The 23,447-nt window shown below is 51.2% G+C and carries 26 protein-coding genes; 8 read left to right on the top strand and 18 right to left on the bottom strand.

Annotation, left to right across the window (positions count from 1 at the left end; genetic code table 11):
* The first annotated feature begins 4 nt into the window (after nt 1-4).
* The 4 genes from ACOGW3_RS13795 (at nt 5) to ACOGW3_RS13780 (ending at nt 7,700) form a co-directional block, all read left to right on the top strand.
* Nucleotides 5-3,166, top strand: coding sequence for a type I restriction endonuclease subunit R (locus ACOGW3_RS13795; RefSeq protein ID WP_419903510.1), 3,162 nt, complete (start codon nt 5-7; stop codon nt 3,164-3,166).
* Nucleotides 3,163-5,910 (top strand): DEAD/DEAH box helicase, encoded by a 2,748-nt coding sequence (locus tag ACOGW3_RS13790; protein ID WP_419903509.1) that lies wholly within the window; start codon nt 3,163-3,165, stop codon nt 5,908-5,910. Before ACOGW3_RS13795 ends, ACOGW3_RS13790 begins: the two co-directional genes overlap by 4 nt.
* A 37-nt stretch (nt 5,911-5,947) precedes the next feature.
* Nucleotides 5,948-6,991: an SWIM zinc finger family protein gene (locus ACOGW3_RS13785; protein WP_419903508.1), complete on the top strand. Its 1,044-nt coding sequence runs from the start codon at nt 5,948-5,950 to the stop codon at nt 6,989-6,991.
* A 70-nt stretch (nt 6,992-7,061) separates the two neighbouring features.
* On the top strand, nt 7,062-7,700 hold the full coding sequence (locus ACOGW3_RS13780) for a transposase domain-containing protein (RefSeq protein WP_419903507.1): 639 nt from the start codon (nt 7,062-7,064) through the stop codon (nt 7,698-7,700).
* Nucleotides 7,701-7,812: 112 nt separating this feature from the next.
* Here the strand turns inward: ACOGW3_RS13780 and ACOGW3_RS13775 are convergent, their stop codons facing one another.
* The 18 genes from ACOGW3_RS13775 to tnpA all read right to left on the bottom strand — a co-directional run bounded on the left by ACOGW3_RS13775 (nt 7,813) and on the right by tnpA (nt 20,073).
* Nucleotides 7,813-8,169 carry a DUF6362 family protein gene (locus ACOGW3_RS13775; protein ID WP_419903506.1) on the bottom strand — a complete coding sequence of 119 codons (357 nt, stop codon included), beginning with the start codon at nt 8,167-8,169 and terminating at the stop codon, nt 7,813-7,815.
* A gap of 16 nt (nt 8,170-8,185) precedes the next feature.
* The gene (locus tag ACOGW3_RS13770) at nt 8,186-8,470 is read right to left on the bottom strand and encodes a DUF6378 domain-containing protein (protein WP_419903505.1); all 285 of its coding nucleotides are present in this window, start codon (nt 8,468-8,470) and stop codon (nt 8,186-8,188) included.
* The gene (locus tag ACOGW3_RS13765; protein WP_419903504.1) at nt 8,467-8,952 is read right to left on the bottom strand and encodes a crossover junction endodeoxyribonuclease RuvC; all 486 of its coding nucleotides are present in this window, start codon (nt 8,950-8,952) and stop codon (nt 8,467-8,469) included. Before ACOGW3_RS13765 ends, ACOGW3_RS13770 begins: the two co-directional genes overlap by 4 nt.
* Before the next feature lie 373 nt (nt 8,953-9,325).
* Nucleotides 9,326-11,515, bottom strand: a complete 2,190-nt coding sequence (locus ACOGW3_RS13760) for an AAA family ATPase (protein ID WP_419903503.1) — start codon at nt 11,513-11,515, stop codon at nt 9,326-9,328.
* Nucleotides 11,512-12,318, bottom strand: a complete 807-nt coding sequence (locus ACOGW3_RS13755; RefSeq protein ID WP_419903502.1) for a hypothetical protein — start codon at nt 12,316-12,318, stop codon at nt 11,512-11,514. The genes ACOGW3_RS13760 and ACOGW3_RS13755 overlap by 4 nt, the downstream gene beginning before the upstream one ends.
* Complete coding sequence (locus tag ACOGW3_RS13750) at nt 12,319-12,528, bottom strand: DUF6511 domain-containing protein (RefSeq protein ID WP_419903501.1); 210 nt, start codon at nt 12,526-12,528, stop codon at nt 12,319-12,321.
* Nucleotides 12,525-13,901: a DEAD/DEAH box helicase gene (locus ACOGW3_RS13745; RefSeq protein ID WP_419904055.1), complete on the bottom strand. Its 1,377-nt coding sequence runs from the start codon at nt 13,899-13,901 to the stop codon at nt 12,525-12,527. The genes ACOGW3_RS13750 and ACOGW3_RS13745 overlap by 4 nt, the downstream gene beginning before the upstream one ends.
* Nucleotides 13,793-14,188, bottom strand: a complete 396-nt coding sequence (locus ACOGW3_RS13740) for a DEAD/DEAH box helicase family protein (protein WP_419903500.1) — start codon at nt 14,186-14,188, stop codon at nt 13,793-13,795. Before ACOGW3_RS13740 ends, ACOGW3_RS13745 begins: the two co-directional genes overlap by 109 nt.
* A gap of 12 nt (nt 14,189-14,200) precedes the next feature.
* Nucleotides 14,201-14,791, bottom strand: a complete 591-nt coding sequence (locus ACOGW3_RS13735) for a hypothetical protein (RefSeq protein ID WP_419903499.1) — start codon at nt 14,789-14,791, stop codon at nt 14,201-14,203.
* Nucleotides 14,791-15,705 (bottom strand): ATP-binding protein, encoded by a 915-nt coding sequence (locus ACOGW3_RS13730; protein ID WP_419903498.1) that lies wholly within the window; start codon nt 15,703-15,705, stop codon nt 14,791-14,793. The genes ACOGW3_RS13735 and ACOGW3_RS13730 overlap by 1 nt, the downstream gene beginning before the upstream one ends.
* On the bottom strand, nt 15,702-15,995 hold the full coding sequence (locus tag ACOGW3_RS13725; protein WP_419903497.1) for a hypothetical protein: 294 nt from the start codon (nt 15,993-15,995) through the stop codon (nt 15,702-15,704). Before ACOGW3_RS13725 ends, ACOGW3_RS13730 begins: the two co-directional genes overlap by 4 nt.
* 1 nt (nt 15,996) lies before the next feature.
* Entirely contained in the window at nt 15,997-16,299 is a 303-nt protein-coding gene (locus ACOGW3_RS13720) for a hypothetical protein (RefSeq protein ID WP_419903496.1), read from the bottom strand.
* A gap of 55 nt (nt 16,300-16,354) precedes the next feature.
* The gene (locus ACOGW3_RS13715; RefSeq protein WP_419903495.1) at nt 16,355-16,903 is read right to left on the bottom strand and encodes a sigma-70 family RNA polymerase sigma factor; all 549 of its coding nucleotides are present in this window, start codon (nt 16,901-16,903) and stop codon (nt 16,355-16,357) included.
* Between the two features lie 198 nt (nt 16,904-17,101).
* Complete coding sequence (locus tag ACOGW3_RS13710) at nt 17,102-17,512, bottom strand: hypothetical protein (protein ID WP_419903494.1); 411 nt, start codon at nt 17,510-17,512, stop codon at nt 17,102-17,104.
* Nucleotides 17,497-18,882 carry a recombinase family protein gene (locus ACOGW3_RS13705; RefSeq protein ID WP_419903493.1) on the bottom strand — a complete coding sequence of 462 codons (1,386 nt, stop codon included), beginning with the start codon at nt 18,880-18,882 and terminating at the stop codon, nt 17,497-17,499. The genes ACOGW3_RS13710 and ACOGW3_RS13705 overlap by 16 nt, the downstream gene beginning before the upstream one ends.
* The gene (locus tag ACOGW3_RS13700) at nt 18,879-19,334 is read right to left on the bottom strand and encodes a DUF2924 domain-containing protein (RefSeq protein WP_419903492.1); all 456 of its coding nucleotides are present in this window, start codon (nt 19,332-19,334) and stop codon (nt 18,879-18,881) included. Before ACOGW3_RS13700 ends, ACOGW3_RS13705 begins: the two co-directional genes overlap by 4 nt.
* Entirely contained in the window at nt 19,327-19,536 is a 210-nt protein-coding gene (locus ACOGW3_RS13695) for a hypothetical protein (protein ID WP_419903491.1), read from the bottom strand. The genes ACOGW3_RS13700 and ACOGW3_RS13695 overlap by 8 nt, the downstream gene beginning before the upstream one ends.
* A gap of 120 nt (nt 19,537-19,656) precedes the next feature.
* Nucleotides 19,657-20,073: an IS200/IS605 family transposase gene (gene tnpA / locus ACOGW3_RS13690; protein WP_419901640.1), complete on the bottom strand. Its 417-nt coding sequence runs from the start codon at nt 20,071-20,073 to the stop codon at nt 19,657-19,659.
* Nucleotides 20,074-20,250: 177 nt separating this feature from the next.
* Here tnpA and lexA point away from each other — a divergent pair, with 177 nt between their 5' ends.
* Genes lexA through ACOGW3_RS13670 form a run of 4 tightly spaced genes read left to right on the top strand, consistent with a single transcriptional unit; the run spans nt 20,251 to nt 23,086 of the window.
* Nucleotides 20,251-20,913 carry a transcriptional repressor LexA gene (gene lexA / locus ACOGW3_RS13685; protein ID WP_419903490.1) on the top strand — a complete coding sequence of 221 codons (663 nt, stop codon included), beginning with the start codon at nt 20,251-20,253 and terminating at the stop codon, nt 20,911-20,913.
* Nucleotides 20,900-22,105 carry a hypothetical protein gene (locus tag ACOGW3_RS13680; RefSeq protein WP_419903489.1) on the top strand — a complete coding sequence of 402 codons (1,206 nt, stop codon included), beginning with the start codon at nt 20,900-20,902 and terminating at the stop codon, nt 22,103-22,105. Before lexA ends, ACOGW3_RS13680 begins: the two co-directional genes overlap by 14 nt.
* Nucleotides 22,071-22,589, top strand: a complete 519-nt coding sequence (locus ACOGW3_RS13675) for a hypothetical protein (RefSeq protein WP_419903488.1) — start codon at nt 22,071-22,073, stop codon at nt 22,587-22,589. The genes ACOGW3_RS13680 and ACOGW3_RS13675 overlap by 35 nt, the downstream gene beginning before the upstream one ends.
* Nucleotides 22,586-23,086 carry a hypothetical protein gene (locus ACOGW3_RS13670; RefSeq protein ID WP_419903487.1) on the top strand — a complete coding sequence of 167 codons (501 nt, stop codon included), beginning with the start codon at nt 22,586-22,588 and terminating at the stop codon, nt 23,084-23,086. The genes ACOGW3_RS13675 and ACOGW3_RS13670 overlap by 4 nt, the downstream gene beginning before the upstream one ends.
* The last annotated feature ends 361 nt before the right edge of the window (nt 23,087-23,447 follow it).

Here is a 23,447-nt window from a genome sequence, read left to right as displayed (position 1 = left end):
TTTGATGGCCAGTTTTTTATCCGAGGATGACGTTGAACAAATATTGCTCGAACAGTTTCAAGAGCTTGGTTACGAGCACATACCCGATTCTGTGATCGGCCCGGATGGCACAGCCCCCGAACGGGCATCCTATGGCGATGTGATCCTGGTTGGCCGCTTGGAATCGGCTGTCGCACGGCTCAATCCCCATATCCCTACCGATGCGCGGGAGGAGGCGACCAAGAGGATCATGGGAGCTGAAAGCGCCTCTCTGATCGAAGAAAACCGCCGACTGCATCGTGCACTGATCGAGGGCGTGGATGTGGAATTCTACGCCGAGGACGGCACCATCCGCGGCGACAAAGTTCGTCTGTTGGATTGCGACAACCCGGATGCCAATGACTGGCTGGTTGTCGATCAACTGACGGTGATAGAGCACGGCCATAAGCGGCGCCCAGACGTGGTGGTTTTTGTGAACGGTTTGCCGTTGGCGGTGATCGAGTTGAAGAACCCCGGCACCGAATCTGCGACCCTGACCAGTGCCTACAACCAGTTGCAGACCTACAAGGTGCAGATCCCTGCGCTGTTTCGCACCAATGGGGTGCTGGTGACCTCGGATGGCATGCTGGCGCGGGTTGGCAGCCTGACGGCCAATGAAGAACGCTTCATGCCGTGGCGCACAACGGATGGGCGTGACGTTGCCCCCAAAGGCAGCCCGGAAATACAGACCCTGATCGAGGGCGTGTTTGAAAAAGGCCGTTTCCTGCTGTTGATACGCGATTTCACAGTGTTTGGCGACAGCGGGACCGGAATCATCAAGATCATTGCGGGCTATCACCAGTTTCACGCGGTACTGAAGGCGGTGGAAAGCACGCTGCGTGCAACCTCTGCAACTGGCGACCGAAAGGCCGGGGTGATTTGGCATACGCAGGGCTCAGGCAAGAGCCTGCTGATGGCCTTCTTTGCCGGGCAACTGATGCGTAGGACCGAGTTGGAGAACCCGACGCTGGTGGTCTTGACTGATCGCAATGATCTGGATGATCAGCTGTTTGCAACCTTTTCCATGTGCCGCGACCTGATCCGCCAGACCCCGGTGCAGGCCGAAAGCCGAGATGATTTGCAGAGCGTGCTGAACCGGACTGCGGGAGGGGTGATATTCACCACAATTCAGAAGTTCTCGGATGCGAAGATGACGGAGCGGCGCAATGTTGTTGTCATAGCGGACGAGGCCCACCGTAGCCAGTATGGGCTAAAGCCCAAGGTTAACCGCAAAACTGGCGATATCACCTATGGATTTGCTAAATACCTGCGAGATGCACTGCCCAATACCTCATTCATTGGCTTCACTGGAACGCCAATTGAGAAAGACGATGTGAACACTCCCGCTGTGTTTGGCGACTACATCGACATTTACGACATCACCCGAGCGGTTGAAGACGGCGCGACAGTGCCGATCTATTACGAAAGCCGCCTTGCACGGATAGAACTGCCCGAGGCTGAAAAACCCCGGATTGACGCCGAAATAGAGGCCCTGACCGAAGACGAGGCTTTGGACGAACAGGAAAAACTCAAGCGGAAATGGTCCACCGTAGAGGCGTTGGTGGGGGCCGAAAAGCGCCTGAAGCTGGTTGCTAACGACTTGGTGCAGCATTTTGAATGCCGTGTGGAGGCCATGAACGGTAAAGCCATGATCGTCTGCATGAGCCGCCGGATATGTGTGGCTCTGTATAACGCGATCGTCGCCCTGCGCCCAAAATGGCATTCTGACGTTGACAAGGAAGGCGCGGTCAAAATAGTTATGACTGGTTCCGCATCCGACCCGTCGGACTGGCAGGCCCATGTCGGCAATAAAGCCCGCCGCGACCTGTTGGCAAAGCGCATCAAGGATCCGGACGACCCGCTAAATATCGTCATTGTGAGGGATATGTGGCTGACTGGGTTTGATGCGCCGTCGATGCATACGATGTATGTTGATAAGCCGATGCAGGGGCACGGGTTGATGCAGGCAATTGCCCGTGTGAACCGAGTGTTTCGCGACAAGCCCGCAGGGCTGGTGGTGGACTATATCGGCATTGCCCAGAATCTGAAAAACGCGGTTGGCCAATATTCGGAGAACGACCAAAGGCAGGCCGGCATCAATGAAGCCGAAGCCGTTGCCGAGATGCTCAAACGATTTGGCATCATTCAAGACATGTTTCATGGGTTTGATTACAGTGATGGTTTGGCTGGGACACCGAAAGAGCGGTTGACCGTAATGGCCGGTGCAATGGACTGGATTTTATCTAAACAACACGAAGCCGCCGAACAAGAAACAACCGACGAGGCCAAGAAGAAAGCACACCGACGGTATCGGGACGCCGTTCTGGCGCTGTCAAAAGCCTTTGCCCTTGCTGCCGCCAGCGACGAGGCGCGAGACATCCGAGTTGACGTTGGCTTTTTCCAGACCATTCGCGCCGCACTGGTAAAATCTTCTCAGGCTTCCGGGGGCTCGACCGCAGACAGATTGCTGGCAGTTCAGCAAATTATCGACAGATCAGTGGTTTCAACCGAGATCGTCGATATTCTATCCGCCGAGGGGCTGAGATCCCCCGACATATCCATCCTGTCGGATGAGTTTTTGGCGGAGATACTGCAGATGAAAAAAAAGAATCTGGCACTGGAAGCCCTGAAGAAACTGCTGAATGATGAAATTTCGTCGCGAAGCAAATCGAACGTCGTTGAGAGTAAGCAGTTCTCTGACCGGTTGGCCGAAGCGGTGGCGCGTTATCACACCAATGCCATCAGCACGGTCGAGGTCTTGCAGGAGTTGATCAACCTTGCCCGCGATATTCGCGAAGCGAGGGGACGGGGTGAGGAAGAAGGCCTGTCCGCTGATGAAATCGCTTTTTACGATGCGCTGGCACAAAACGAGAGCGCGGTTGATGTGATGGGAAATGATTCGCTCAAGATCATCGCGCATGAACTCCTTGAGGGGTTGAAGTCTAACAGCACCGTCGACTGGTCGCGGCGTGAGAGCGCAAGAGCGCGGATGCGGGTTCTGGTGAAACGAATATTGCGCCGACACGGGTACCCGCCTGATCTACAAGATGCGGCCATTCAGACGGTGCTGCAACAGGCTGAGGCGCTGTCGGAGCAATGGGACGGATCATCTGCGTATTCTGAGCGCAAGGAGAGAAGCCCAGCATGATCACAGGTCACGCAAAATCGCTCAAACCAGAAGAACAGGGGCTGGGAAAATCTTTGCGACAGGACCCGCCCCGTCTGGGCCTGCGCCTGACTCCGCACGGACATCTTGTCCCTGAATACGCCGAGGACTTTCCCGTTCTGGAAGGCAAAGTTGCAGAGCGGATGATCGAAACCTTCACCAAAGGTTCAGGGTGCGGCCTCATGTGGCTGGGCGCGGAGGAGGTGGGGCAGGCTTTGCCGCCCCTCCTAGGCTGGTGGCGTGATTTCGCGGTACGGTATGTGGCGGGGCTGTGTCAGCACCCATCGGATCCGACCTTCATTATGCCACTGCCGAACGACAGTGAACTCGCCACTATGGTGCTGACGGCACCGATGATGCCGGGTGCGGAGTACCTGAGCCATGACATTTTAAAGGCACTCTGGCAGGAAATGGGAAAGGCTTTTGCCACTTCTCTGTCTGCGGCCAAAACGGACACACAAACATTTCTCAGGAGTCTGAACCCGGCCTGGAACGTCGTCGGGCGTGTACATTTTAATCTGGCAGAAAACCGGCGCGATCCTGATCTGCCGTTTGCTTTCCTGGCGACCTACACCACGGGTTTATCGGCGCAAGCCACGGCCCAACATGTCCCGCTCGGCCAGGCATTGAGCGAATATTCAGGGGCAGCTAACCGTGACAAGCTGCTGTCGCTCCTGGTACCGGTGCAACGTGCCGCCGAAACCTGTGACTGGCTGAAGGCGATGGTTGATGCGGGTGAAATATTTCATCCCCTGCGTTGGGAGGTGGCGGAGGCGTCACAATTTCTCGCCAGCGTGCCCGAATTGGAAAGTGCTGGCGTAATCATACGCATGCCATCCGCCTGGCGCGCCCAACGTCCCCTGCGGCCCAAGGTTACGGCAACGGTTGGCGCGGGCGCGCCATCCGCTGTGGGGCTGGATGGGCTACTTGATTTCCAGGCAGAGGTGATGCTTGAGGGGGAGCCGCTCAGCGAAGATGAGATTGTCGCCCTGCTCGCGGGGACTGAATCACTGGTCATGCTGCGCGGTCAATGGGTGGAAGTTGACCGCGAACGTATGGAACGTGCACTGCGGCAATTCAAGGAAGTGGAAACCCTGGCGCTGGAGACCGGCCTCACCTTTGCCGAGGCTATGCGTATGCTTGCCGGGGCCACAATCACCGAAGATGGCGAAGGTAGCGACGTTTCCGACTGGTCTCATGTGTGCGCAGGGCCTTTTCTCGCCAGGACACTAAAAGCGTTGCGTAGCCCCGACGGCAAAGACGTTACGCCCGGCCCGGCACTCAAGGGAACGCTTCGCCCCTATCAAAAGGCGGGGGTGCAATGGTTGCATCTGTTGAGCGGGCTGGGCCTGGGGGCCTGCCTTGCCGATGACATGGGGCTCGGAAAAACGATCCAGGTGTTGTCGCTGCTTTTAATTCTGAAGCAGAAAGACAAGGACAGACAACCAAGCCTGTTGGTGGCACCGGCCTCGTTGCTCGCCAACTGGATGCTTGAAATCGAACGCTTCGCCCCCGGTTTAAAGGCTTTGATTGTTCACCCTTCGGCTCTGACTGCAGAACGGATGAAACAATTGACCCCGGATCAGTTTACTGGTTTTGATCTGGCAATCACCAGCTATGGTACGCTCCTGCGGTCAGAGGTTTTGGTGGATACGAACTGGCGCCTGCTTGTCCTTGACGAAGCCCAGGCGATCAAAAACCCGAAAACCAAGCAAACAAAGGCGGCCAAGTCCATTGCGGCAACCGCGCGAATTGCGTTGACCGGCACCCCAGTCGAGAACCACTTGGGCGACCTTTGGTCAATCTTTGACTTCATTAATCCAGGGCTTCTCGGAACGTCCATGCAGTTCACCAATTACGCCAGAACACTAACGGATCGCCCCCATAATCCCTATGGTCCATTGCGTGATTTGGTGCGCCCCTACATCCTGCGCCGGATGAAAACCGATAAGTCAGTCATCTCCGATCTGCCGGACAAAACCGAGATCAAGGCACACTGCGCCTTGAGCCGAAAGCAAGCAGCGCTTTATGAGCAAACGGTAGCGGATCTGGCAGAGGCGCTTGACGCGACCGAAGGGATACAGCGCAAGGGCATCGTGCTGGCTACCCTGATGCGCCTGAAGCAAATCTGCAACCATCCATCCCAGTGGCTGAAAGACGGTAGCTGGTCTGAGGAGGATAGCGGAAAGTTCGCGCGCTTACGTGAAATCGCCGAGGTCGTTGCGGCACGTCAGGAGAAGATGCTGGTATTCACTCAATTCAAAGAAACCACGTCCCCCTTGGAAACATTACTAGGAAGGGTCTTTAGCCGCCCTGGCTTGGTTCTGCACGGTGGAACGGCGGTAAAAAGACGCAAAGATATGGTGCGGATGTTCCAGGAAGACGAGAACGTTCCATTTTTCATCCTGTCGCTGAAAGCGGGAGGGTCAGGCTTGAACTTGACGGCGGCATCACATGTCGTGCATTTTGATCGCTGGTGGAATCCTGCCGTAGAGAGCCAGGCCACAGATCGGGCCTTCCGCATAGGGCAGAAAAAAAACGTGCTGGTGCACAAATTTGTCTGTCAGGGAACGGTCGAGGAAAAAATTGACGGTATGATTGAAGCAAAGAAGCGACTGTCCGAGGATCTGTTGACCGGATCCGGCGAAATTAACCTGACTGAGATGAAGGATGATGCATTGCTACGTCTCGTCACCCTTGATCTTAACACCGCACTGAAGGACTGAAACAATGTCACCCTATTACGGAGGATGGGCACCCTATGTGACGGTTGCAGAGCGTCGTAAAAAAGCGGCTCGCGAAGTTAAAAAATTACGCAAAAAAGGGCATATAGTTGCGCCAATAGAAATAGAAGGGCGCAAGATTACAAGCACTTTCTGGGGTAAATCGTGGTGCGACAATCTGGAAAACTATCACGATTTCGAAAACCGGTTGCCGCGCGGGCGCACCTATGTGCGCAACGGTTCTGTGATTGATCTGCAAATCTCTGAGACGAAGGTGCAGGCAATGGTCAGCGGATCGTCGATCTACAACGTCTCAGTCGCTATCGCGGCTATGCCAAAGACACAATGGAAAGCCATATGCAAAGATTGCGCGGGCGGCATTGATTCCCTGGTGGAGCTGTTGCAGGGACGCTTCAGCAAGGGGGTCATGGAGCGTCTTTGCCGCCAGGACAAGGGGCTGTTTCCCAAACCATCCGAGATTGATTTTTCGTGCAGCTGTCCCGACTACGCGTATATGTGCAAACACGTTGCAGCGGTGCTGTACGGTATCGGTTCTCGGTTAGATGAAAAACCGGAGTTGCTGTTCCACTTGCGTGCGGTGGATGAGGCCGACCTGATAACCTATATTGATACGGCAGTGCCTATAGAGAAAAAAGCCCCTGACGCCGGTAAGGTGCTTGAGTCTGACGACATAGCCGCGCTGTTCGGTCTGGACATGGCGGAAGGGAGTGCTGGTGACCTGGACATGGCAACGCCAAAACAGGTTGGAAAAGACAAAAAGAAATCGAGGACGTCCAAGAATCTTGCCTCGCCTCTGCCGAAAAAACCCATGGCAAAGACCAAACGTCAATCTGCGATGTCTGCGCATCAGGAAAAAACCAACTGGCGGGAAATCGAGGAGCTAATTCTCCGGTGCAACTCTCCAGCATACATTCAGGCAATGGCATTACTGCTTGACGCGTTCAAACGTTCCCCAAAAGATCAAAAGTTCAGAAACCACCTCGCCGCACTCCGTGTCAGGCATGAGAGGAAGAAAAAATTCATCAAACTGCTGGATGCAGCCAGTTTTGACTTGAATGAGTAGCCCGCTTCACAATAACGGCGGCAAAACCTGGCCGCAGTTACCCTTGCGCTTGGGGATGTCCCGACCGAGGTTGAAACGCGCGGCAAATGGAGGCGTTCTATGGCGGTTCCCCGATGATCGAACAGCCATAGCCTACACCCTCATCGAAACCGCCAAGATGAACAACGTCAATCCCGAAGCCTGGCTCGCATGGGTGCTCGAGCGCATTTTGCGCGAACTGGTGCTGGCGCGCCTGTCGCAGCCAGAGAGCAAGCGGGCAACGGTGGATGCGTTGGCCCACAGGGTCGGGACCCGCGTCGAGCGGCCACCTGATGTCCTTGCCCTTGGAAATTTAGGATATGTGGGGACAACACTGGAAGTACCTTTGAAAACATCAAAGAAAAAACCACTTACGAAAGAAGAGCAAAAATATAATACATGGCATTCGAAACTACGCATTGGCGTAGAGCACGGCATTGGCCGTATGAAAAAGTTCAAAATATTTGCGGATATTCACCGCAACAATCGTCAACGAAACATGATTTGTGTTAGTGACGTGCGAACCCGGGTGCGAACTGCGAACCTCTTTTGCTGCCCTGACGCTAGCGAAATACTGCGCCCAGCCCGCCCGCATACGTTCCAGCCGCAGGAAGGACCCGTGGCTTGGTATGTGAGAGGAGCATCGGTAAATGAGCGGTGTGAGGAAACAAAAAAGCCGCAATCAGATTGATGGCGGCTCGCTTGAATTCTTGACGGCTGCCTGTGCTTACACTGCTGCCGATTATGGTTCTTATAGTAGCCAAAAATGTTGCAAGTGTCGAATACTAAAGTGTTGCAACACTTTACTTCTGTCCTGCGTTCAAGCGAGCAGCAATTTTTGCCAGCGCAATATTCCACTTGCGCCATGCTGTGCTGCGATCACAGCCCAGCTCCCAGCAAATTGTTTTCCAGCGTCTGCGTGCGGCGCGATGCCAGATCAAGCGACGCTCTTCAACATCAACCCATGTGATCCAGCGTAGTGTTTGCTCCATGCGTGAGATCGCATCAGGCGTTGCACGTAAGCGAAGCGGCATGGGTTCACCTGCCGCAATCTCTTCTGGGGTGCGGACAATCTCGGGCCACGCATTAAAATAGCCTTGCGCCCGCACAGGCGGTAGCTTTTTCAAAGTTGAAATGGATTCTTCAAATTGACCTGCCACGTCCTTTTCTGTCCAGTTATGCTCCATAAGCACCTCCGTTGTTGTTGATGATTTCGTTTAAAATTGCTGCATACCCGGCAACGTCGAGAATGCTGTCCTGATGCCCGGGGCTGCTGTTCAGTCGCGCCAGTTTCAGATCAATCAAACAAGTGATGACCTGTTCAGCACTCACACCCACGCCCAACGTCAGTGTCCAGCGTTTGGCTACGTTTTCGAATAGCGGTTGAGGTGATCCATAGCTTTCGCCACGCTCTGCCAGCGTCCGTGTTGCTTCTTCCAAAAGTCGGTTGGCATGTCTCATGACTTGCCTCCCATCATTTGTTCGCGGGCAAAATGCAGGAGAGCCAGTGCATCGGCTTCGTTGTCATCTTCGGGCAGATGGCCGAGGGTTTTGACTGCTTCGATAACAGCGGTCTTGCCCGCATTGCCTTTGCCAGTGATGAACTTCTTGATTGTGCCGACCGGAACGCCTTCGTAAGGGATGCTGTGCTCTTCACACCATGCGGTGAGTGATGCCAGAAAACCGCCATAAGCATGGGCAGCATCCACACCAAGGTGCCTGCGGACTTCTTCGAAATAGACCGCGTTAATCTCGCCCGACACATCGCGGGTTTCATTCAGCCAGCGTTCAAAGCGCAGATAACGCATGCCGCCACCTTCAAAGCGACGGGGACGAAAATGCGCTGTGCCGCTCATGATGCGTCCATGTTTGTTTGAGAGCGCCCATCCGGTGGCTGTGCCCAGATCGAGACTGAGCAAAATGGGTTGATTGGTTTTTTCCATGGAGACCTCCTGTTTGGTTGTTGGGAAAGATGAAATAAGCACGCACAAAACCCTCGACCGGGGAGAGTTGCCCCATAGGGGCACTCTCTCCCGTAGGGAGAGGGAGTCTTTTTCCTAAACACTTCCAAACTGGCTAAGCCTTGAAATAAAAGGCTTTCCGTCCAGTTTGGGTAGTTTGGAACGAAACTGGATGAACAAAACTGGAATCTGACCCGAAACTGCGCTGAAACCTTTGATATGGCTGGCGTTTTCCAGTTTTGGCAGATTTGCTGCAGTTTCAGATTGGGCCGAAACTGCTCCAGTTTGGGAGCGCGATAGACCATTTTTCCCGGGTGGGAAAATTGGTTTTTGCAGGTGTTTTGGGGCTGGTTTGTCATGCCTGATCCTCCTCGTCATAAATCCACACACGAGGGTTCTCGACAGGCAACACAGCGGCTGTCTGGCGGCATTTGTAATGGGTTGGATAAACCGCTTGCAGCTTGGCTGAGACTTCGCCTGTGTGTGGATCGACCATCTCTTCACCAGTACCCAGATGCATGTCTTCAACACACAAAAAGCCGTATTTGGTACGAGAGGGACTGCTCAGACCGTAATTGTCTGCATCCTTGAAAAACTTGACGTAGCCTTTGGTAGAAAGCACATCCAAGCGCCCGCGAATGGTGTCTTTGCCGCCAAGTCCGGCGCGGTTTTCAAACGCCTGACAAAACTGGTTCATGGTGTAGACACGGCCAGTGCGGGATTCTGCGTAGATGATTTCAAGGATGACATCACGCTTGCGACGGCGCTCCGCATCCAGCTTTTGGCCATAGTCGCGACCCACCAGACGATCCGAGCTGTATTCCATCTCTTGCCACGCACCATCGACCTTATCGATCACTTTGGAGCGCAGGCGTGGCCCGTTTCGCAGTTCAAAAATCAGCTGGCGATAGGATTGGTTTTCATCCGGCTGGAACATGATCAGTCCGGTGGTATAATAGCCTCGCAAACTGCTGGCACCTGAGAGTGCCTGAAACGGATCTTCTTCCAGCTGTTTCTTTTGGATTTTGCGCGTGTGGTGGGCAAGGATGATCCCGGCATCGGGATTAACGGCATCGCGCAAGGCATCAAGCCGTTGCTGAAGGAAAAACAGCATTGCGGCATTATCATTTTCACCTGCATCACCTTCGCCGCCGTCAAACACGTTACGCAGTGGATCAACGACGATAATATCAACGCCCAGATCACTAAAATGGCTACGAATGGCCTCACAGGTGGCAGCCACACCATGCTCATTGAGCAGCATCTTGAATTGCGGTGTGACAACCAGATTTTTACGGACCAGTGGCAGCAGGTTTTTATCAAACGCCATGTTTTGTAGGCGCTCGCGTAAATAGTGGTAGCCAATCTCTGCCTGCAGATAAAATATCCGCAAAGGGCGTGGTGGCTTCATGCCAAGGAAGGGAACGCCTGCCGCCATATGGGCCAGCAGTGATAGCAGAAAATCACTCTTGCCGACTTTGGGCGCACCGCCGAAGACCATCAGCCCACCCGGCGTTAACACACGCGGCAGGATTAAATCTTCTGGCATGGGCGATGTGTCATCCAGAAAATGCCCAACCGTGAAGGCAGGCACAGCGGTGACAGCGGCTTTTTTGGTTTTGATGCACTCAGCAATAAAGGCACGTATGTCCAAGCCCTCAGATACAGCATCGGCTGCATCCCATTTCTCAGGCTTGTCGCTTGGCACATCTAAAATGGTGAGTGAGGACGTAATCCCTTGCGAGCCCAGATATGTGTTGACGGCCTCGGCATATGCGTGGCCAGCCTCATCATGATCCGGCCAGATCAGCAGGTGCTTGCCTTTGAGGGGGGACCAGTCTGTTTTTTCCGGCGGGGCTTTTGCCCCATTCATCGCGGTTGTGGCAGTAATGCCATGGGCCATCAAAGCTTCGGCAGCTTTTTCACCTTCGACCAGCACCACATGCTGGTTTTCCTTGAGACCCGGCTGGTTAAAAAGCGGTCTTGGTGTGGGAGCGCGGTGCTTTTTTGCCAGCACATCCCATGGCCTGAATTCTTTCCCGTCGACTGTGTCATAGCGATAGACGCAGGCAATCAACTTGCCATCACCATCCAGATAATCCCATTTGGCTGTATGTGGGCCAAGCTCATCCTCGGGGATATGTTTGACAGGCTTACTATGAGAAGCAGGCATCGGCGCGGGCGAAGACAATCCCAACCATTCACTGGCTGAGCTGACCACCTGCGGGAATTGATGTTTGGTATCCAGATTGTGGCAAGCCGCCCACAGATCAAAGATGTCACCACCTTCACCCGTGGCAAAATCATGCCACATACCAGCCTTACCGCTATTGAGCTCAATCTTGAGACTATCACCCTTACTGCCTTGAATATCGCCGATCTCATACACGCCGCGCTTGATACGGCCTGCAGGCAGCAAATAAGACAAGACTTGATCCAGCCGCCCAATCAGTTGCTGACGGATATCATCCGTGGGAACAGTGGCGTCTTTGAATTCCAGATATTGGCTTGGCGCATCGTTGAAATCGGACCAGCTTGTCGTCATGCAAGCACCTCTCCAATGAGTTGGTCCCAACAGCGGTTGCGGTAGGCACAGAAACGACATTCAAAATGTTCAGGATCAGCGGTATGGCGCGGCAGTAACTCACCAACCTCGGCTGCTTTTAAGATGGTAACCGCACGATCACTGACCTTTTGAGCAAGGCTGGCATCAAAAGGCACAAGCTCAAAATACAACTCTGCCGTATCTTTATTAATGGCTGTGAATAGCGCCGGGTTTTTGCTGATGCCCGGCACACTGCCTTCCATATAGGCTTGGTAGGTTGCCATCTGCGCGGCATAAACAGGTTTTGATTTGGAAACACCGCGTTTAACAGTATCTTTCCATGACTTGGCATTGAGCGACTTGCACTCCCAAAGCATTGGAAATGTCAGACACAGCGCCTCGGGTGCGCCGTTAATGATGCCGTCAACATGACCACGGATGCGACCATCGGCGACCGAAAATCCAAACTGATAGCCATTCGGCTTTTCAGTGAAGAGCTCAAACCCGGCAAGACGAAGCCAGCGAATGGCCAGATATTCAAACACATGCCCTGCGGCAAATATCCGTAAGGTCTGGCCGGAAAAGCCTTTGTCTTTAGGGATGTTCGTATATTCGTATTGTAATTTAAGGCTGCAGTTTTCCCCAAGGCGGGAAGCCCCCAGATAATCGCGTTCTGGCTGGGCTTTATGTTCCGCGCTCAATGCCTGATCAATTAATTCAGACACACGCTCGGTAAAACTGGGGCATTTTATGTTGTCGTCCGCCGCCCAAGCCAACCCGGACGAATGGTTAAAATCAAGCATCTAAAATGGAATCTCCCCAAAATCTTCTATGGACTCGCCTTTGGAAAGCTCGTCCATGTAAGCCGTCACAACGACTTCGATCAGTGTCAGGACTTGCTCACGGGTTAAATCTTGGAAGGCTTTGTCAGCGCCAATCTCGGCGACATATTCCCCAAGGGGGCGCAGAGCCTTATTCATGCAATCACGTTCAAAATCTGTGGGATCAATCATGCGGCGATCCTCCCGTTTTCAATGACCTGACGGATGGCCGTATTGTTGAAACGCATGGTCATCAGCGCGGAAGCCTTGTAACGGGTCAGGCTGTAATCATTGCGATATTCAGGGGGGAGATGACGTAGCTGTTTTTCGGTGGCAGGCTGGTGCAGCCAGTTCTTGGTTTTGTGAGCAGCGCTCTCGGTTTCAAACAGGTTGATCCAGTCATCGGCAGCAGCGAAGCATACAATACGCTCACCCGCAGCCAAGAGCTTAACCGCATGATTTTTGCGGCCACCAACGGCGTACCATTCGCCGTCGCGGTAAAAGACACCGCCCCAAGCTTCAAAGCCGGTTGCAATAAAATACTGATCATCACCGCGCAAATCGCACCAAAGAAAGCTGGAGCGTTTGAGGATATCAATTTCCGTCATGTGGAAATCAGCGGTCTGCGTGGTGTCAGCCTCGGGCTGTCCTTCCCAGACATAGCCACATAGTTGGCATTCCTTACTGGCGAGCGGCACATCAGCGCCGCATTCCGGGCAGTCTTTATATGGCGCATCGCCTTCAATAAACTGGTCATCCAGCTGGACTTCCTGTTCCAGCGAGCCATGCATCAGTGTCGATGTGCCAAAGTCGAGCACAACACAGTCTTTTTTGATGATGCCGGGAAACTCAGCCGGGTCGACTGTCCTCAAACCACGACCGATCATTTGGATCATGGTGGATTTGTAAGAGTTTGGGCGCAGTAAAACGATGCAGGATGTTGGCGGGTGGTCCCAGCCTTCGGTCAGCACCGCGACATTGACGATCACTTGCAGATTGCCTTTGCCGTAAGCTGCCAAAGTATCAGCGCGATCTGTTTCGCCCATATCACCCCAGATCATGCCTGTGGCGATGCCTGCGCTGATAAAGCTGGCCATGACATCCCGCGCATGCTCAACGGTCGAGCAGAATACGACGGTTTGTCGATCTCCGGCTTTTTCCTTCCAGTGTTGAACCACCGCATCATTAATCGGGCGTGTGTTCATGATGTCGGCGACCGCGCCCATATCGTAATCAAGGGCGGTTTTACGGACTTTGCTCAGCTCTTCCTGAACACCGACATTCATGACAAATGTGCGCGGCGGCACAAGGTGGCCGGAAGCGATCAACTCTTTAACTGTGATCTGGTCTGACACGTTGGAAAAGATTGGGCGCAGACCTTTTTTATCACCACGGTTAGGTGTGGCAGTCATGCCCAGCAGTTTCAAATTGGGGTTGATGTTTTGAGCGTGTTCAATCACCCGCATATAGCTGTCGGCCCGGGCGTGATGGGCTTCATCAATGACCAATGCATCAAGCGGCGGCAATGATTGCAGGTTGCTCTCCCGCGAGAGGGTTTGCACCATGGCAAAGGCCACTTGGCCATCCCAGCTTTTCTCATTCGATTAAAAATGCTGGTGGAAAGCGATGGATTTACGCGCTTGAACTTGCCTTCATTTTGAAAGGTCAGCTCATCACGGTGAGCAAGCACGCAGGCACGCTCAATATCGCGATCAAACATGCGTCCCAGCACTGCTGAAAGCATGATCGTCTTGCCTGCACCTGTTGGCGCGACCGCAAGCGTATTGCCGTGGGTATAAAGCGCATCAACGGTCTTGGAGACGAGCTCCTTTTGTCTTGGTCTGAGTAACATGCCGCCCCCTTATCATTGTGCCCATGACGGCAGGTTGCTGGCAGAACTCGCAGATGCGGACTGATCACCATTGGGCTGCGGCGCGGAAGCTGCACCGGATACAGCGCCCATAAGAGAGGCGTATTCCTTGTTGTCCGGTGTGATGGCCAGTTTGATGACGTTCTTGTCGTCACCGTTCTGGTCTTTCTCAATATCGATGCGGGCGGCAAACTCGACACCATCCAGATCACCAAGGCCGTTGATACGACGGGCATTCTGGGCGGCTGGAGAATTATCCTTGTTGGACACGCCGCGAGAGGAGTTCAAAATCCCTTTGATAAAGGCGCGACCAATATTGGCCCAGTCCGGTCCTTTGGCACTGTAAAGGCCAATCAGGCTCCAGATTTTGCGGCGGGCATATTTGCCTTCCAACACCACAAATTCACAGTTCAAATAGACGGCACCTGTGGTATTGCTGCGCGTGGCCCAGCCAGCCGTCCAGCCTTGCGACGCGTCATCATGGCCGCCGGGCTTAATGGTCATACGGACCTTAGCCAGCGTTCCTTTGGGGATGACATCAAATACGCTTTGATCATCTGCACTATTAAAATCGTTCCAACTCATTATTGGCCTCCTTGTGTTTCGTTATTTTGTTGTTGGGAATCAGGGGTGCTGCTGGCAGGCGCGTCTTGTTCAATCGAGAACGTGAGGCGTTCAGCAGCAGGCTTGGCTTTGCCCGCAATCTTCTGCATAAGGCGACCAAGATGGGGTTCTTCCATCAGCTCAAGACGACCGGAGCGATCCTTGGCCGGGTATCCGGCATCATTGATGGTGTGGCAGATAAAGGCGCGGAATGACTTGCCTTCGGGGCTTGTCATCTCGGTCATGGTGATGACCTGATCGACAATACCCGGCAGCTCTAATGCGGTTTTGCTGCCCTCAATTTGGGGCTGGAAGAAACGGCGATTAAAATCGTCGATCTTTTCGTCCAAGATGCCGACAAACCAGATATTCTTGCCGCGTGTGTGCTGCAGATGCGTAAGCCACGCGATCATTTCCTGACCATGCAGGCCGTAAGCACCACGGGTATCAGGTTTGCCTGTTTTGTCAGAAAATGCCTGTGGCTGGCCTTTGCACCAGTTGAAACACAAGCGTCCGGCAACGGTGATGCTGTCGATAAAGATTGTGTCGTATTTATCCAGCGCACTATTATTTGGATTATTGGCATCGCCGTATTTGGCGGTGACGGCATCATAATGGGCTTGGCTGTAAGGCTGCTCATCACGCAAGGCAGGGTTTGGACCGCCAATAAAGGCTGCAATATCACGGCAGTCCTGCCATGTGCGCGGACGAATGGTGTCGCCTTGCCAACCTTCAATGGCCAGATCACCAGCCTCAAGATCAAAGAACAACGTCTTTTCAGCGGGAAGCGTCCACAGCAGTGATGTTTTGCCAATGCCGCTTTTACCGAAGATGCATCCTTTGATGCCTTTGGTTTCTTTCAAGCGTTCATCAGCTGAGATGATAGGAAGGCTCATTGGTCACCTCCTTTGCGGGAGAGTGCATCCACAATATTTTCAGCGCCTAATGCGCCTTTGGAACGTGCTGCACGATATAAGCGACGAATGGCGTATAAACGTGAATTGATTGCATCAACTTCGAGATCTAATGCCTGAGCGGCAAAAGCCAGATCATCAAGCGTTGCGTCTTCTAGATTTTTAATGCTTGTTTCTGGTATTGCTCCTAATGCTGGAACAGTAATTTCTTTGGGCAAATCTCGAGTGAGATATTCGTCCTTTAAAAGTTTAGTGAGTTTGCTTTTAAACATATTATTTGCCTCCTTTTTTGTTGGCTTTCAGGCGCAAAACACCACGCAGCCAACGGCAAAGAAGCTCGGCTTTTGTCAGCAAATTGCGGATTTCGGTTTCATCCATTTCGATGAGTTGCCCGACAGGCACATCGAAAATTTCGTGTAAGGTTTTTGTCGTCATCGTGATCTCCTTGGTATCAGCGGTTAAAAATTGCTCTTTGGTCTTGTCGGCTCTACCTGCCGGGTTCTGACGCCGCCCAAAGAGCAAAGCGGTCGCGGTATTCCCTGATTCAGGTCTTGTATTTCCGCGAGAACCCGGCATGTTTTCTTGCCTTCAAGGAGTTACTTACCGAGAGGGCTCAAAAACTGTCGGCGACTCAGTGCAGATATTCCGCAAAGCCTCGCTCTTTCAGCGATCCGCGCAGTTCGGACAGCGTCCCGTAGAGGGTTGAGCGTGGGGTTTTGGTTTTGCGTGAGATTTCACTGATGCTGAGAGTTCGCAGATCAACCAGCAGCAACGCCAGATGCGGCAGCATCTGCTGAATAGCTTGTTCAAGGTCAATTTGAAGGTCGCGGCTGGTCAGGTCTTCGGTTGCGGGATCAGGCAAGGCGTTGTCTTCGCCGTCCTTATCCTCAAGCCACGCATCAAGTGAAAAATCACTGATGCCGGACCCACGCTTTTGGGCGCGGGCTGCTTCAATGAGGCTGGCACATTTGTGGTTTAGGATGCGGTCAACAAAGGTCGACCATTTTGCTTTTTCGGGGTTATAAGCCTGCTTGCGGGATAAATAATCCAGCATCAGCTCTTGCTCGAGGTCCTCAACTTCTACGCCATGAATGGCGGAGTGCCGCATCAGGCTGCGTGCGTGATAACGGACTTGGTTTACGACATAAGGATAGATTCCTTCATAGTTGTTTTTGCTCATGGTTTTCGTCTCCAGTTGCGGTTAGCCGCCACGCGGGCGGGTCAACTGGGACTGGCGAAAACTCACTGGAGGCCCGATGAGACGGGCTATTCAAAGCGCTGCAAAAACAAAAAAAGCCCCTACATGCGGGGCTTTGGTGGGGGTAAATTTTTTTGAAAAAAATTTCAGGGTGGTCGGTGAAATTTCACCGAAGGGAGATTAGGCAAATCCAAAATGCTTTAATTGCTCATCCCAAATATCGGGAAATGGGGTTTGCATATCCTGCAGGCTTAACTGGCGCGGCTGCGTACCATCCAAGATGGCTTTTTTAATCTGTGGAGCGAGTTGATTGAGGCGCAGTATCCGCGACATATAAGAGGAATTGATTTTGCGTTGGCGCGACATGTCATCGATGGATTTGTAGCGCCCGGTATCAATCAGGTTTTGCCAGTAATAGGCTTTGGCCAAGGCTTTAACGAGCGTCTCGTCGGGTTTTGAAGCTTCTTGCGGTGCAGTCATATGAGCACCTTCGGGAAGTAAAATCAGTTTTTTGCCACCGTAGCGTTTGATTTTTATCGGCACCCGAACCGAGATCACATTGCCTTCCATCATTTTTATGCGTGCATCCATGCTTGCTCCTCCAATTGTTTGGTTGAAATTCCTTGGAGGCGCTTTTCTTGTTCGTCCAATTCTCGTGCAAGGCTGAGCATGCCATCTGCCCGGATACGGACATCGACATATTCATAATTGACGATGACTTTCTCAATCATCAGCTCAAGAATACGTTGCTGCTCTGCCGGAAAAAGCTCCTTCCAGATCGGTACAATATTGCCAAGCGGGTCCCGGACTTCCGTTTCAGTCACGCTTTCATCCTCTTTGTATGCCTCGCGCCATGTCTCAACGATCATTTCAGGTGAAGCAAAAACGGCTTGTAGCTGTGCTAGGATCAAAGCTTCCATCTCACTGGCACTGACATTACGAACTTTGCAATCCGGGTTGATGCCTTTGCGATAGTGCTCGCATGTGTAATAGCGATAAAGCCTGCCGCCTTTTTTACGGGTATGGCTTGGCACCAGAGAGCATTCACACTCACCGCATTTCAAAAGTCCCATCAAAATGGCCTTGGTTTTCTTGCGTGTGATTGCGCCTCGGTTGATTGTGTTTTCTTTCATGATGGCGCGGACTTTATTCCACGTATCCATGTCGATGATGGCTGGGTGGCGGCCTTCGTAGATTTTGTCTTTATGTTTGATCTTGCCGATATAGATGGGGTTTTGCAGAATCTTATAGAGACCGCCTTTATCCAGTGCCTTGCCACCAATGACGCGTCCGTTTTTAGTTGTGCGCTTCTTGCTTAACACCCCCATGCGCGGCAACATCTTTGCCATCTCTGTGGGTGACTTGGTCATCAAAAACAGATCAAATATTTTGCGAATGCCCTCAGCCTCATCAGGCTCAATCACAAGCTCGCGGTTTTTCACCACATAACCCATGGGCGTGACACCGCCCATCCACATGCCTTTGCGTTTAGAGGCGGCCAATTTATCGCGGATGCGTTCGCCAATAACCTCACGCTCAAACTGGGCAAAGCTGAGTAGGATGTTCAGCGTTAGACGGCCCATTGATGTGGTGGTGTTGAATTGCTGGGTAACAGAGACAAAGGAAACTTTGTGCACATCAAACAGATCGATCAACTTGGCAAAATCAGCCAAGGAGCGTGACAAGCGGTCAACCTTGTACACGACAACCGTATCAATCAAGCCGCTTTTGATATCGTCCATCAGACGCTTTAAGGCTGGACGATCCATATTGCCGCCTGTGAAGCCGCCATCATCATATTCATCAGGGAGCTGGAACCAGCCTTCATGTTTTTGTGAAGCAATGTAGGATTCACAAGCCTCGCGCTGAGCATCAAGGCTGTTGAACTCCATGTCCAAGCCTTCCTCGGTGGATTTGCGCGTATAAATCGCGCAGCGTTTTTTCGGTGTGGTTGTGCTCAATGTTTGCCTCCTTGTGCCTTGTTGTTTAATCCGAAGAAGGCAGGTCCAGACCAGCTGCTGCCTGTGATGGCCAGCGCGACTTTAGACAGGCTTTTGTATAGGCAGCCTGCATATTCATAGCCTTCTTCTAAAATGGTGACCTGATATTCGATGCCCTTATATTCCCGAACCAGTTTGCTGCCGGGGATGGGCCGCTGATATTGTGTCTTGCGCTTCGGCTTGGCTCTCTTACCCGAACCGAATAAATCATTGGCCTGCTGTTCGATCCGGTTCTCAATCTGCGGATCAACGCCATAAGCAAGCTCTTGCAGGCGATAAGCCAGTCTGCGGACAATGTGGCTTTTATGGCCGCCGGGTGGTTCGTCCTGATACACATCCCGCCATAATGCTTTTAGTTCTGATAGCGGCATATTTGGGAGTGCCGCCACACGCGCCAGAAGTGTTTTATCCATCTGTTTCTCCTTGGTTTTTTGGTTCTTCGTCATGGGCATGAACGCTTGGAAAAACCCTGAAGTCCAATGAATTAGAGGGATTTGTTGGCTCGAACTGTCGGTTCAGGCGAATCTTTCGGCGCAGGATGCCAAGCGCCAGCAAACGGGCCACTTCGGTGCGGCGATCTCGCTCATTTATTAGGTTTGGGGGAAGTGAAGACATGGGCGTTCCTCCTTGAGAATTATTGCGTCGTTCAAGGAGTTACTTACTGAAATGACTTGAAAACTGTCGGTTCAGTCAATGCTGTGCATTGAATCAAATTAGGCTTGTGAAACTGAACGACTACCGTCTTAAGCCGGTAGGTTCGGGGGTGTGGTTTTCGATATAATCCAGAATGGTTTGCTCAGTGACGTTTCCAGCTGTTGTACAGAAATAGCCCCGCGCCCAAAACCTCTGCCCCCAATAGCGTTTGCGTAGCTCTGGAAATTCTTGCTGGATCTTCCGGGATGTACAGCCCTTAACTTTTTGCAGGAAATCACTGACAGACAACCTGGGAGGTATTTCGACAAACATATGGACATGATTATCAGACAATACGCCTTTGACGATAGTTACACCCAACTGAGCGCATATCTGGCGGGTAATCTCACGGATACGAAGGCGCATTTCCCTGGTCAATACCCGGTATCTGTACTTCGTAATCCAGACGAGGTGATAGCGATTGTGAAAAACGGCATGGCCAGAGGCTGTGTAAGTCATTGTATACTCCCAAGAGGTTTCACCCCTCCGGGACGACCTCTTGGGAGTATACAATGACTGAGAAAAAAGGACTAAAGTCCGACTCTACCGACTGAAAGTCGGTGGTTTTAAACCTAAGTGTTGGATAATAAAAGGCCTAATTTATATTAGGTCATTAGCCAAAATTGAAAGGATGCTATGGAGCAACTGACAAACGCACAGAATACGCTATTACAGGCCATTGAACGCCTGAAACGTGCCATGGGGATGTCGCCCACGGTACAAGAGCTTGCTGTGGAATTGGGGGTGAAAGCACCCAGTGTGTTTGAAGGGCTCAAGCGGCTGGAAGACAAAGGCTATATTCGCAGACAGGCGCGAAAAGCGCGATCCATCGAAGTCCTTCACGCACAAACACCGGATAAAACCAACCTGACTGCCGTTCCCGTTTTGGGGGTGGTCGCTGCTGGTCAACCGATTCTTGCGATTGAAAATCAGATTGGTCAGGTCATGGTGCCGAATAATGTTCTGCGCGGAAAATGCTTTGCGCTCAAAGTGCAAGGCGACAGCATGATTGATGCTGATATTTTCGAGGGAGATTACGTTGTCGTGCGAAGACAACCAATTGCTGAAAACAGCGATATTATTGTGGCCATGGTCGGCGAAGAGGCCACTGTAAAGCGGCTGAGCATTGAAGGGGAGCATATTGAGCTGCGCCCTGAAAATCAGAAACTAAAACCCATCATCATAGGACAACAGGATGAACTTAAAATAATTGGGAAGGTCTTACACGTCTGCTCGGGTGTTGACACCGAGGCCAACCCTGTAACGACGAAACAGGAGATTGGCGATGTCGAGATATAATCCAAAGGTATTCACAAATGTAGATGTTTTAGGCGGTCTGGATGCCGAGCTGCTTATTCAGCTATTTAAAAAATTTCCAAAATTCTTTGAAGCTCATGGGATTCATCTCGAAAACGGCACTTTGAATTTTGAAGATATTACAAAAGCGCTTATCCGTCCAAACGACACCGTTCAAGATTCTTATGAAACCCATGAGTTGATGGAAGCTCTACAATTAATAACAGAAATGTCCAGTCAAGAAGCTATGGACTCGCTGATATCAGCAGCTAAAGACCAAGGTATTGAATTACACTATACGCCCGGATCACATGAAGATTTAGCCCTGTTTTGCTTTTTAAATCAGCCTGATCTTTTCCATACGGAATATGCGCGATCATTAGTCCGAAACTATCGAGGCTTTAGTTTTTATTGGGGCTCACACGCTCAAAAAAGATCTTTTCCAAAGATTTCAGATGAAACAATCACCGCACTACAATCAGAGCTTGATGACTGGTTTGCCAGTAATAACCGATTGCGAAATTGCCGAGTTTATTTGTTCCCTCAAGGGCACCGAGTTAGCATCGTTATAAAATACGGCAAGCCATTAAAGCGTGAATTTAAAATGAAAGATGGTGAGACAGGGAGTGTATTTTACAACCCTCAATGCCATGATCTTCTGATTTATAATTGCGACAGCGATGATGTCAGCGTCAGAATATCTAGTAAGAAAAAAGGTCATATAGAGGAATTCTTACGCTGTGTGGGAAAACATATTTTTGGCAACGAAGGGTACTTCTCTGAGCAAAAGAAGTTTTCGTTAGAAAAATTACGGGACGTTGATAATGCCGCTCATAATTTTGCCACCACTGATGGCGTTGAAGATGTGAAGCTGGTTGAGATTCATTATGATTGGGGCGGTGAAACTGAAATCAGAAAATCGGGCAATCTTCTCAACACACTGATACGAAAAAATGGTCAAGACTCGACAAAGCGTGCTGCCATAACTTTTGCCAAGTTCAGCGTGAAGTTTGAGGGGCTGAAAAAAGCAAGGCCGATTGATATCCGGGCTGGCAATCGTGCCACGTTCAGTCGTGACGAAGACTTCTTGGTTGTAGAAGATTGGATCACCGACCAAGGGCTAGTTGAACCAAGAACCTCAAAACAGGAGGCAGCGCAATATGTGGAATATGCTCGCGAAGCTGCCTCGGCATGAACATAATCATGCATTTTTAATCAAGCACTTTGGTGATACTGAGGTAGTTAAATCTTGGTTCGATAGCACAACGGCTTTTGATGAACAGTTGCATTGCGATCATGGGCATTGCGGTGGAAGACGTGTTTGTGAAATGCCTAATGGAAAAGTGCTGGCAGTTTGTAATGATGACACCACCTCCTGCCCAGACTTACATATTTCAAATAATGACAGACGGCTGCATACCCTAAGCCTAAAAAAGATTGCTAGCTTAATCGCTGACTCTACGAATGAGATTTCAGTTCTAAAGGATATACAGACCATTGACGGCACCTCAAGCTGTATAAGAGTTGGGCTCTACATTCCCCGAGGCACCATTCGTTATCCGGTTTTCTTTGGAATCAACATTCACGATGGAGATCTGGAAGGCATAATCAACCATGTGATTGGTCTTGATGGATCAGCCATTTTGCTGATGCCATCCGAGCTAAAGGCTCTGCTTTGATTGGCCTGCAGGATTTGGCTAATACAGACACGCTTATCGATACCACCAAAGCATTAGAAGAATTTTCTGCCTTCCATGAAGATCAGGAAGACCCAATGCCAGAAGTGAGCTGTGTCTTATTTCCAACCCCAGCCGATGCAGAGTGGTCCAATATTACGATTAAATTTACAGATGGGCATACAGTTCGTGTTACTTGCAACACTGGTAACAATAGGGTTTCTCAAGTTTATAATTTTACCCAGATGGGCATGGCAGATGGCCGAACGGCATCTCCTAATAAACAATGGAATCTACTGGAAGGCTTTGCAGATGAGCGAGGCCAGTTCACATGGGACAACCCAAAAGCCAATCGTAACCAGAAGAAACAAAAACAAGAGCTAAAGAAGGTCTTTCAAAAGTTCTTCGGCATATATGACAGCGATCCATTTGAGGATTACAAAGATCACAAAAACCGGGTTTGCTATCGTTCTAAGTTTCATATCTCACCAGATGAGTAGTCAATGACAGGCATAGATCGGTGCGAACTGATCAATTGCCAAGCCCTTGATTCCACATGACTAAAAGCTCCGTACTTCGCTTTTCCAAGTACGGTGTTTTTCAGGAAAGGGGCATATATAGGAGAAAAATTAGAGAAAAACGGGGTGTTTTTATAGAGAGCAAGTCAATTGTAAATAGCGAAAAAGCCCGCAAATGCTGGGCTTTTGAGGCTATGCCATCTCGGGCATATGAAAGTTTGTTTGTAGTCAATGGCGGAGAGAGAGTCCGCCTAATAAATCATCCAACATATTGTGATTAAATGGTAAATAATTTGTATTATATTTTATTACCACATTTATTACCACGTGGTGATTCAAAAAC

The organism is Kiloniella sp. (assembly GCF_965205715.1).
GTDB lineage: Bacteria > Pseudomonadota > Alphaproteobacteria > Kiloniellales > Kiloniellaceae > Kiloniella.
Note: the sequence above shows the minus strand (reverse complement) of the source record. Positions and strands in the feature narration are given on the sequence as shown.

Bases quoted from the DNA above. Each gene is read 5' to 3' on its own strand.
- ACOGW3_RS13795 (WP_419903510.1), top strand. From the start codon at position 5: ATGGCCAGTTTTTTATCCGAGGATGACGTTGAACAAATATTGCTCGAA.
- ACOGW3_RS13790 (WP_419903509.1), top strand. From the start codon at position 3,163: ATGATCACAGGTCACGCAAAATCGCTCAAACCAGAAGAACAGGGGCTG.
- ACOGW3_RS13770 (WP_419903505.1), bottom strand. From the start codon at position 8,470: ATGAGACATGCCAACCGACTTTTGGAAGAAGCAACACGGACGCTGGCA.
- ACOGW3_RS13765 (WP_419903504.1), bottom strand. From the start codon at position 8,952: ATGGAAAAAACCAATCAACCCATTTTGCTCAGTCTCGATCTGGGCACA.
- ACOGW3_RS13760 (WP_419903503.1), bottom strand. From the start codon at position 11,515: ATGACGACAAGCTGGTCCGATTTCAACGATGCGCCAAGCCAATATCTG.
- ACOGW3_RS13755 (WP_419903502.1), bottom strand. From the start codon at position 12,318: ATGCTTGATTTTAACCATTCGTCCGGGTTGGCTTGGGCGGCGGACGAC.
- ACOGW3_RS13750 (WP_419903501.1), bottom strand. From the start codon at position 12,528: ATGATTGATCCCACAGATTTTGAACGTGATTGCATGAATAAGGCTCTG.
- ACOGW3_RS13745 (WP_419904055.1), bottom strand. From the start codon at position 13,901: ATGGTGCAAACCCTCTCGCGGGAGAGCAACCTGCAATCATTGCCGCCG.
- ACOGW3_RS13740 (WP_419903500.1), bottom strand. From the start codon at position 14,188: ATGTTACTCAGACCAAGACAAAAGGAGCTCGTCTCCAAGACCGTTGAT.
- ACOGW3_RS13735 (WP_419903499.1), bottom strand. From the start codon at position 14,791: ATGAGTTGGAACGATTTTAATAGTGCAGATGATCAAAGCGTATTTGAT.
- ACOGW3_RS13730 (WP_419903498.1), bottom strand. From the start codon at position 15,705: ATGAGCCTTCCTATCATCTCAGCTGATGAACGCTTGAAAGAAACCAAA.
- ACOGW3_RS13725 (WP_419903497.1), bottom strand. From the start codon at position 15,995: ATGTTTAAAAGCAAACTCACTAAACTTTTAAAGGACGAATATCTCACT.
- ACOGW3_RS13720 (WP_419903496.1), bottom strand. From the start codon at position 16,299: ATGCCGGGTTCTCGCGGAAATACAAGACCTGAATCAGGGAATACCGCG.
- ACOGW3_RS13715 (WP_419903495.1), bottom strand. From the start codon at position 16,903: ATGAGCAAAAACAACTATGAAGGAATCTATCCTTATGTCGTAAACCAA.
- ACOGW3_RS13710 (WP_419903494.1), bottom strand. From the start codon at position 17,512: ATGGATGCACGCATAAAAATGATGGAAGGCAATGTGATCTCGGTTCGG.
- ACOGW3_RS13700 (WP_419903492.1), bottom strand. From the start codon at position 19,334: ATGGATAAAACACTTCTGGCGCGTGTGGCGGCACTCCCAAATATGCCG.
- ACOGW3_RS13695 (WP_419903491.1), bottom strand. From the start codon at position 19,536: ATGTCTTCACTTCCCCCAAACCTAATAAATGAGCGAGATCGCCGCACC.
- tnpA (WP_419901640.1), bottom strand. From the start codon at position 20,073: ATGACTTACACAGCCTCTGGCCATGCCGTTTTTCACAATCGCTATCAC.
- lexA (WP_419903490.1), top strand. From the start codon at position 20,251: ATGGAGCAACTGACAAACGCACAGAATACGCTATTACAGGCCATTGAA.
- ACOGW3_RS13680 (WP_419903489.1), top strand. From the start codon at position 20,900: ATGTCGAGATATAATCCAAAGGTATTCACAAATGTAGATGTTTTAGGC.
- ACOGW3_RS13675 (WP_419903488.1), top strand. From the start codon at position 22,071: ATGTGGAATATGCTCGCGAAGCTGCCTCGGCATGAACATAATCATGCA.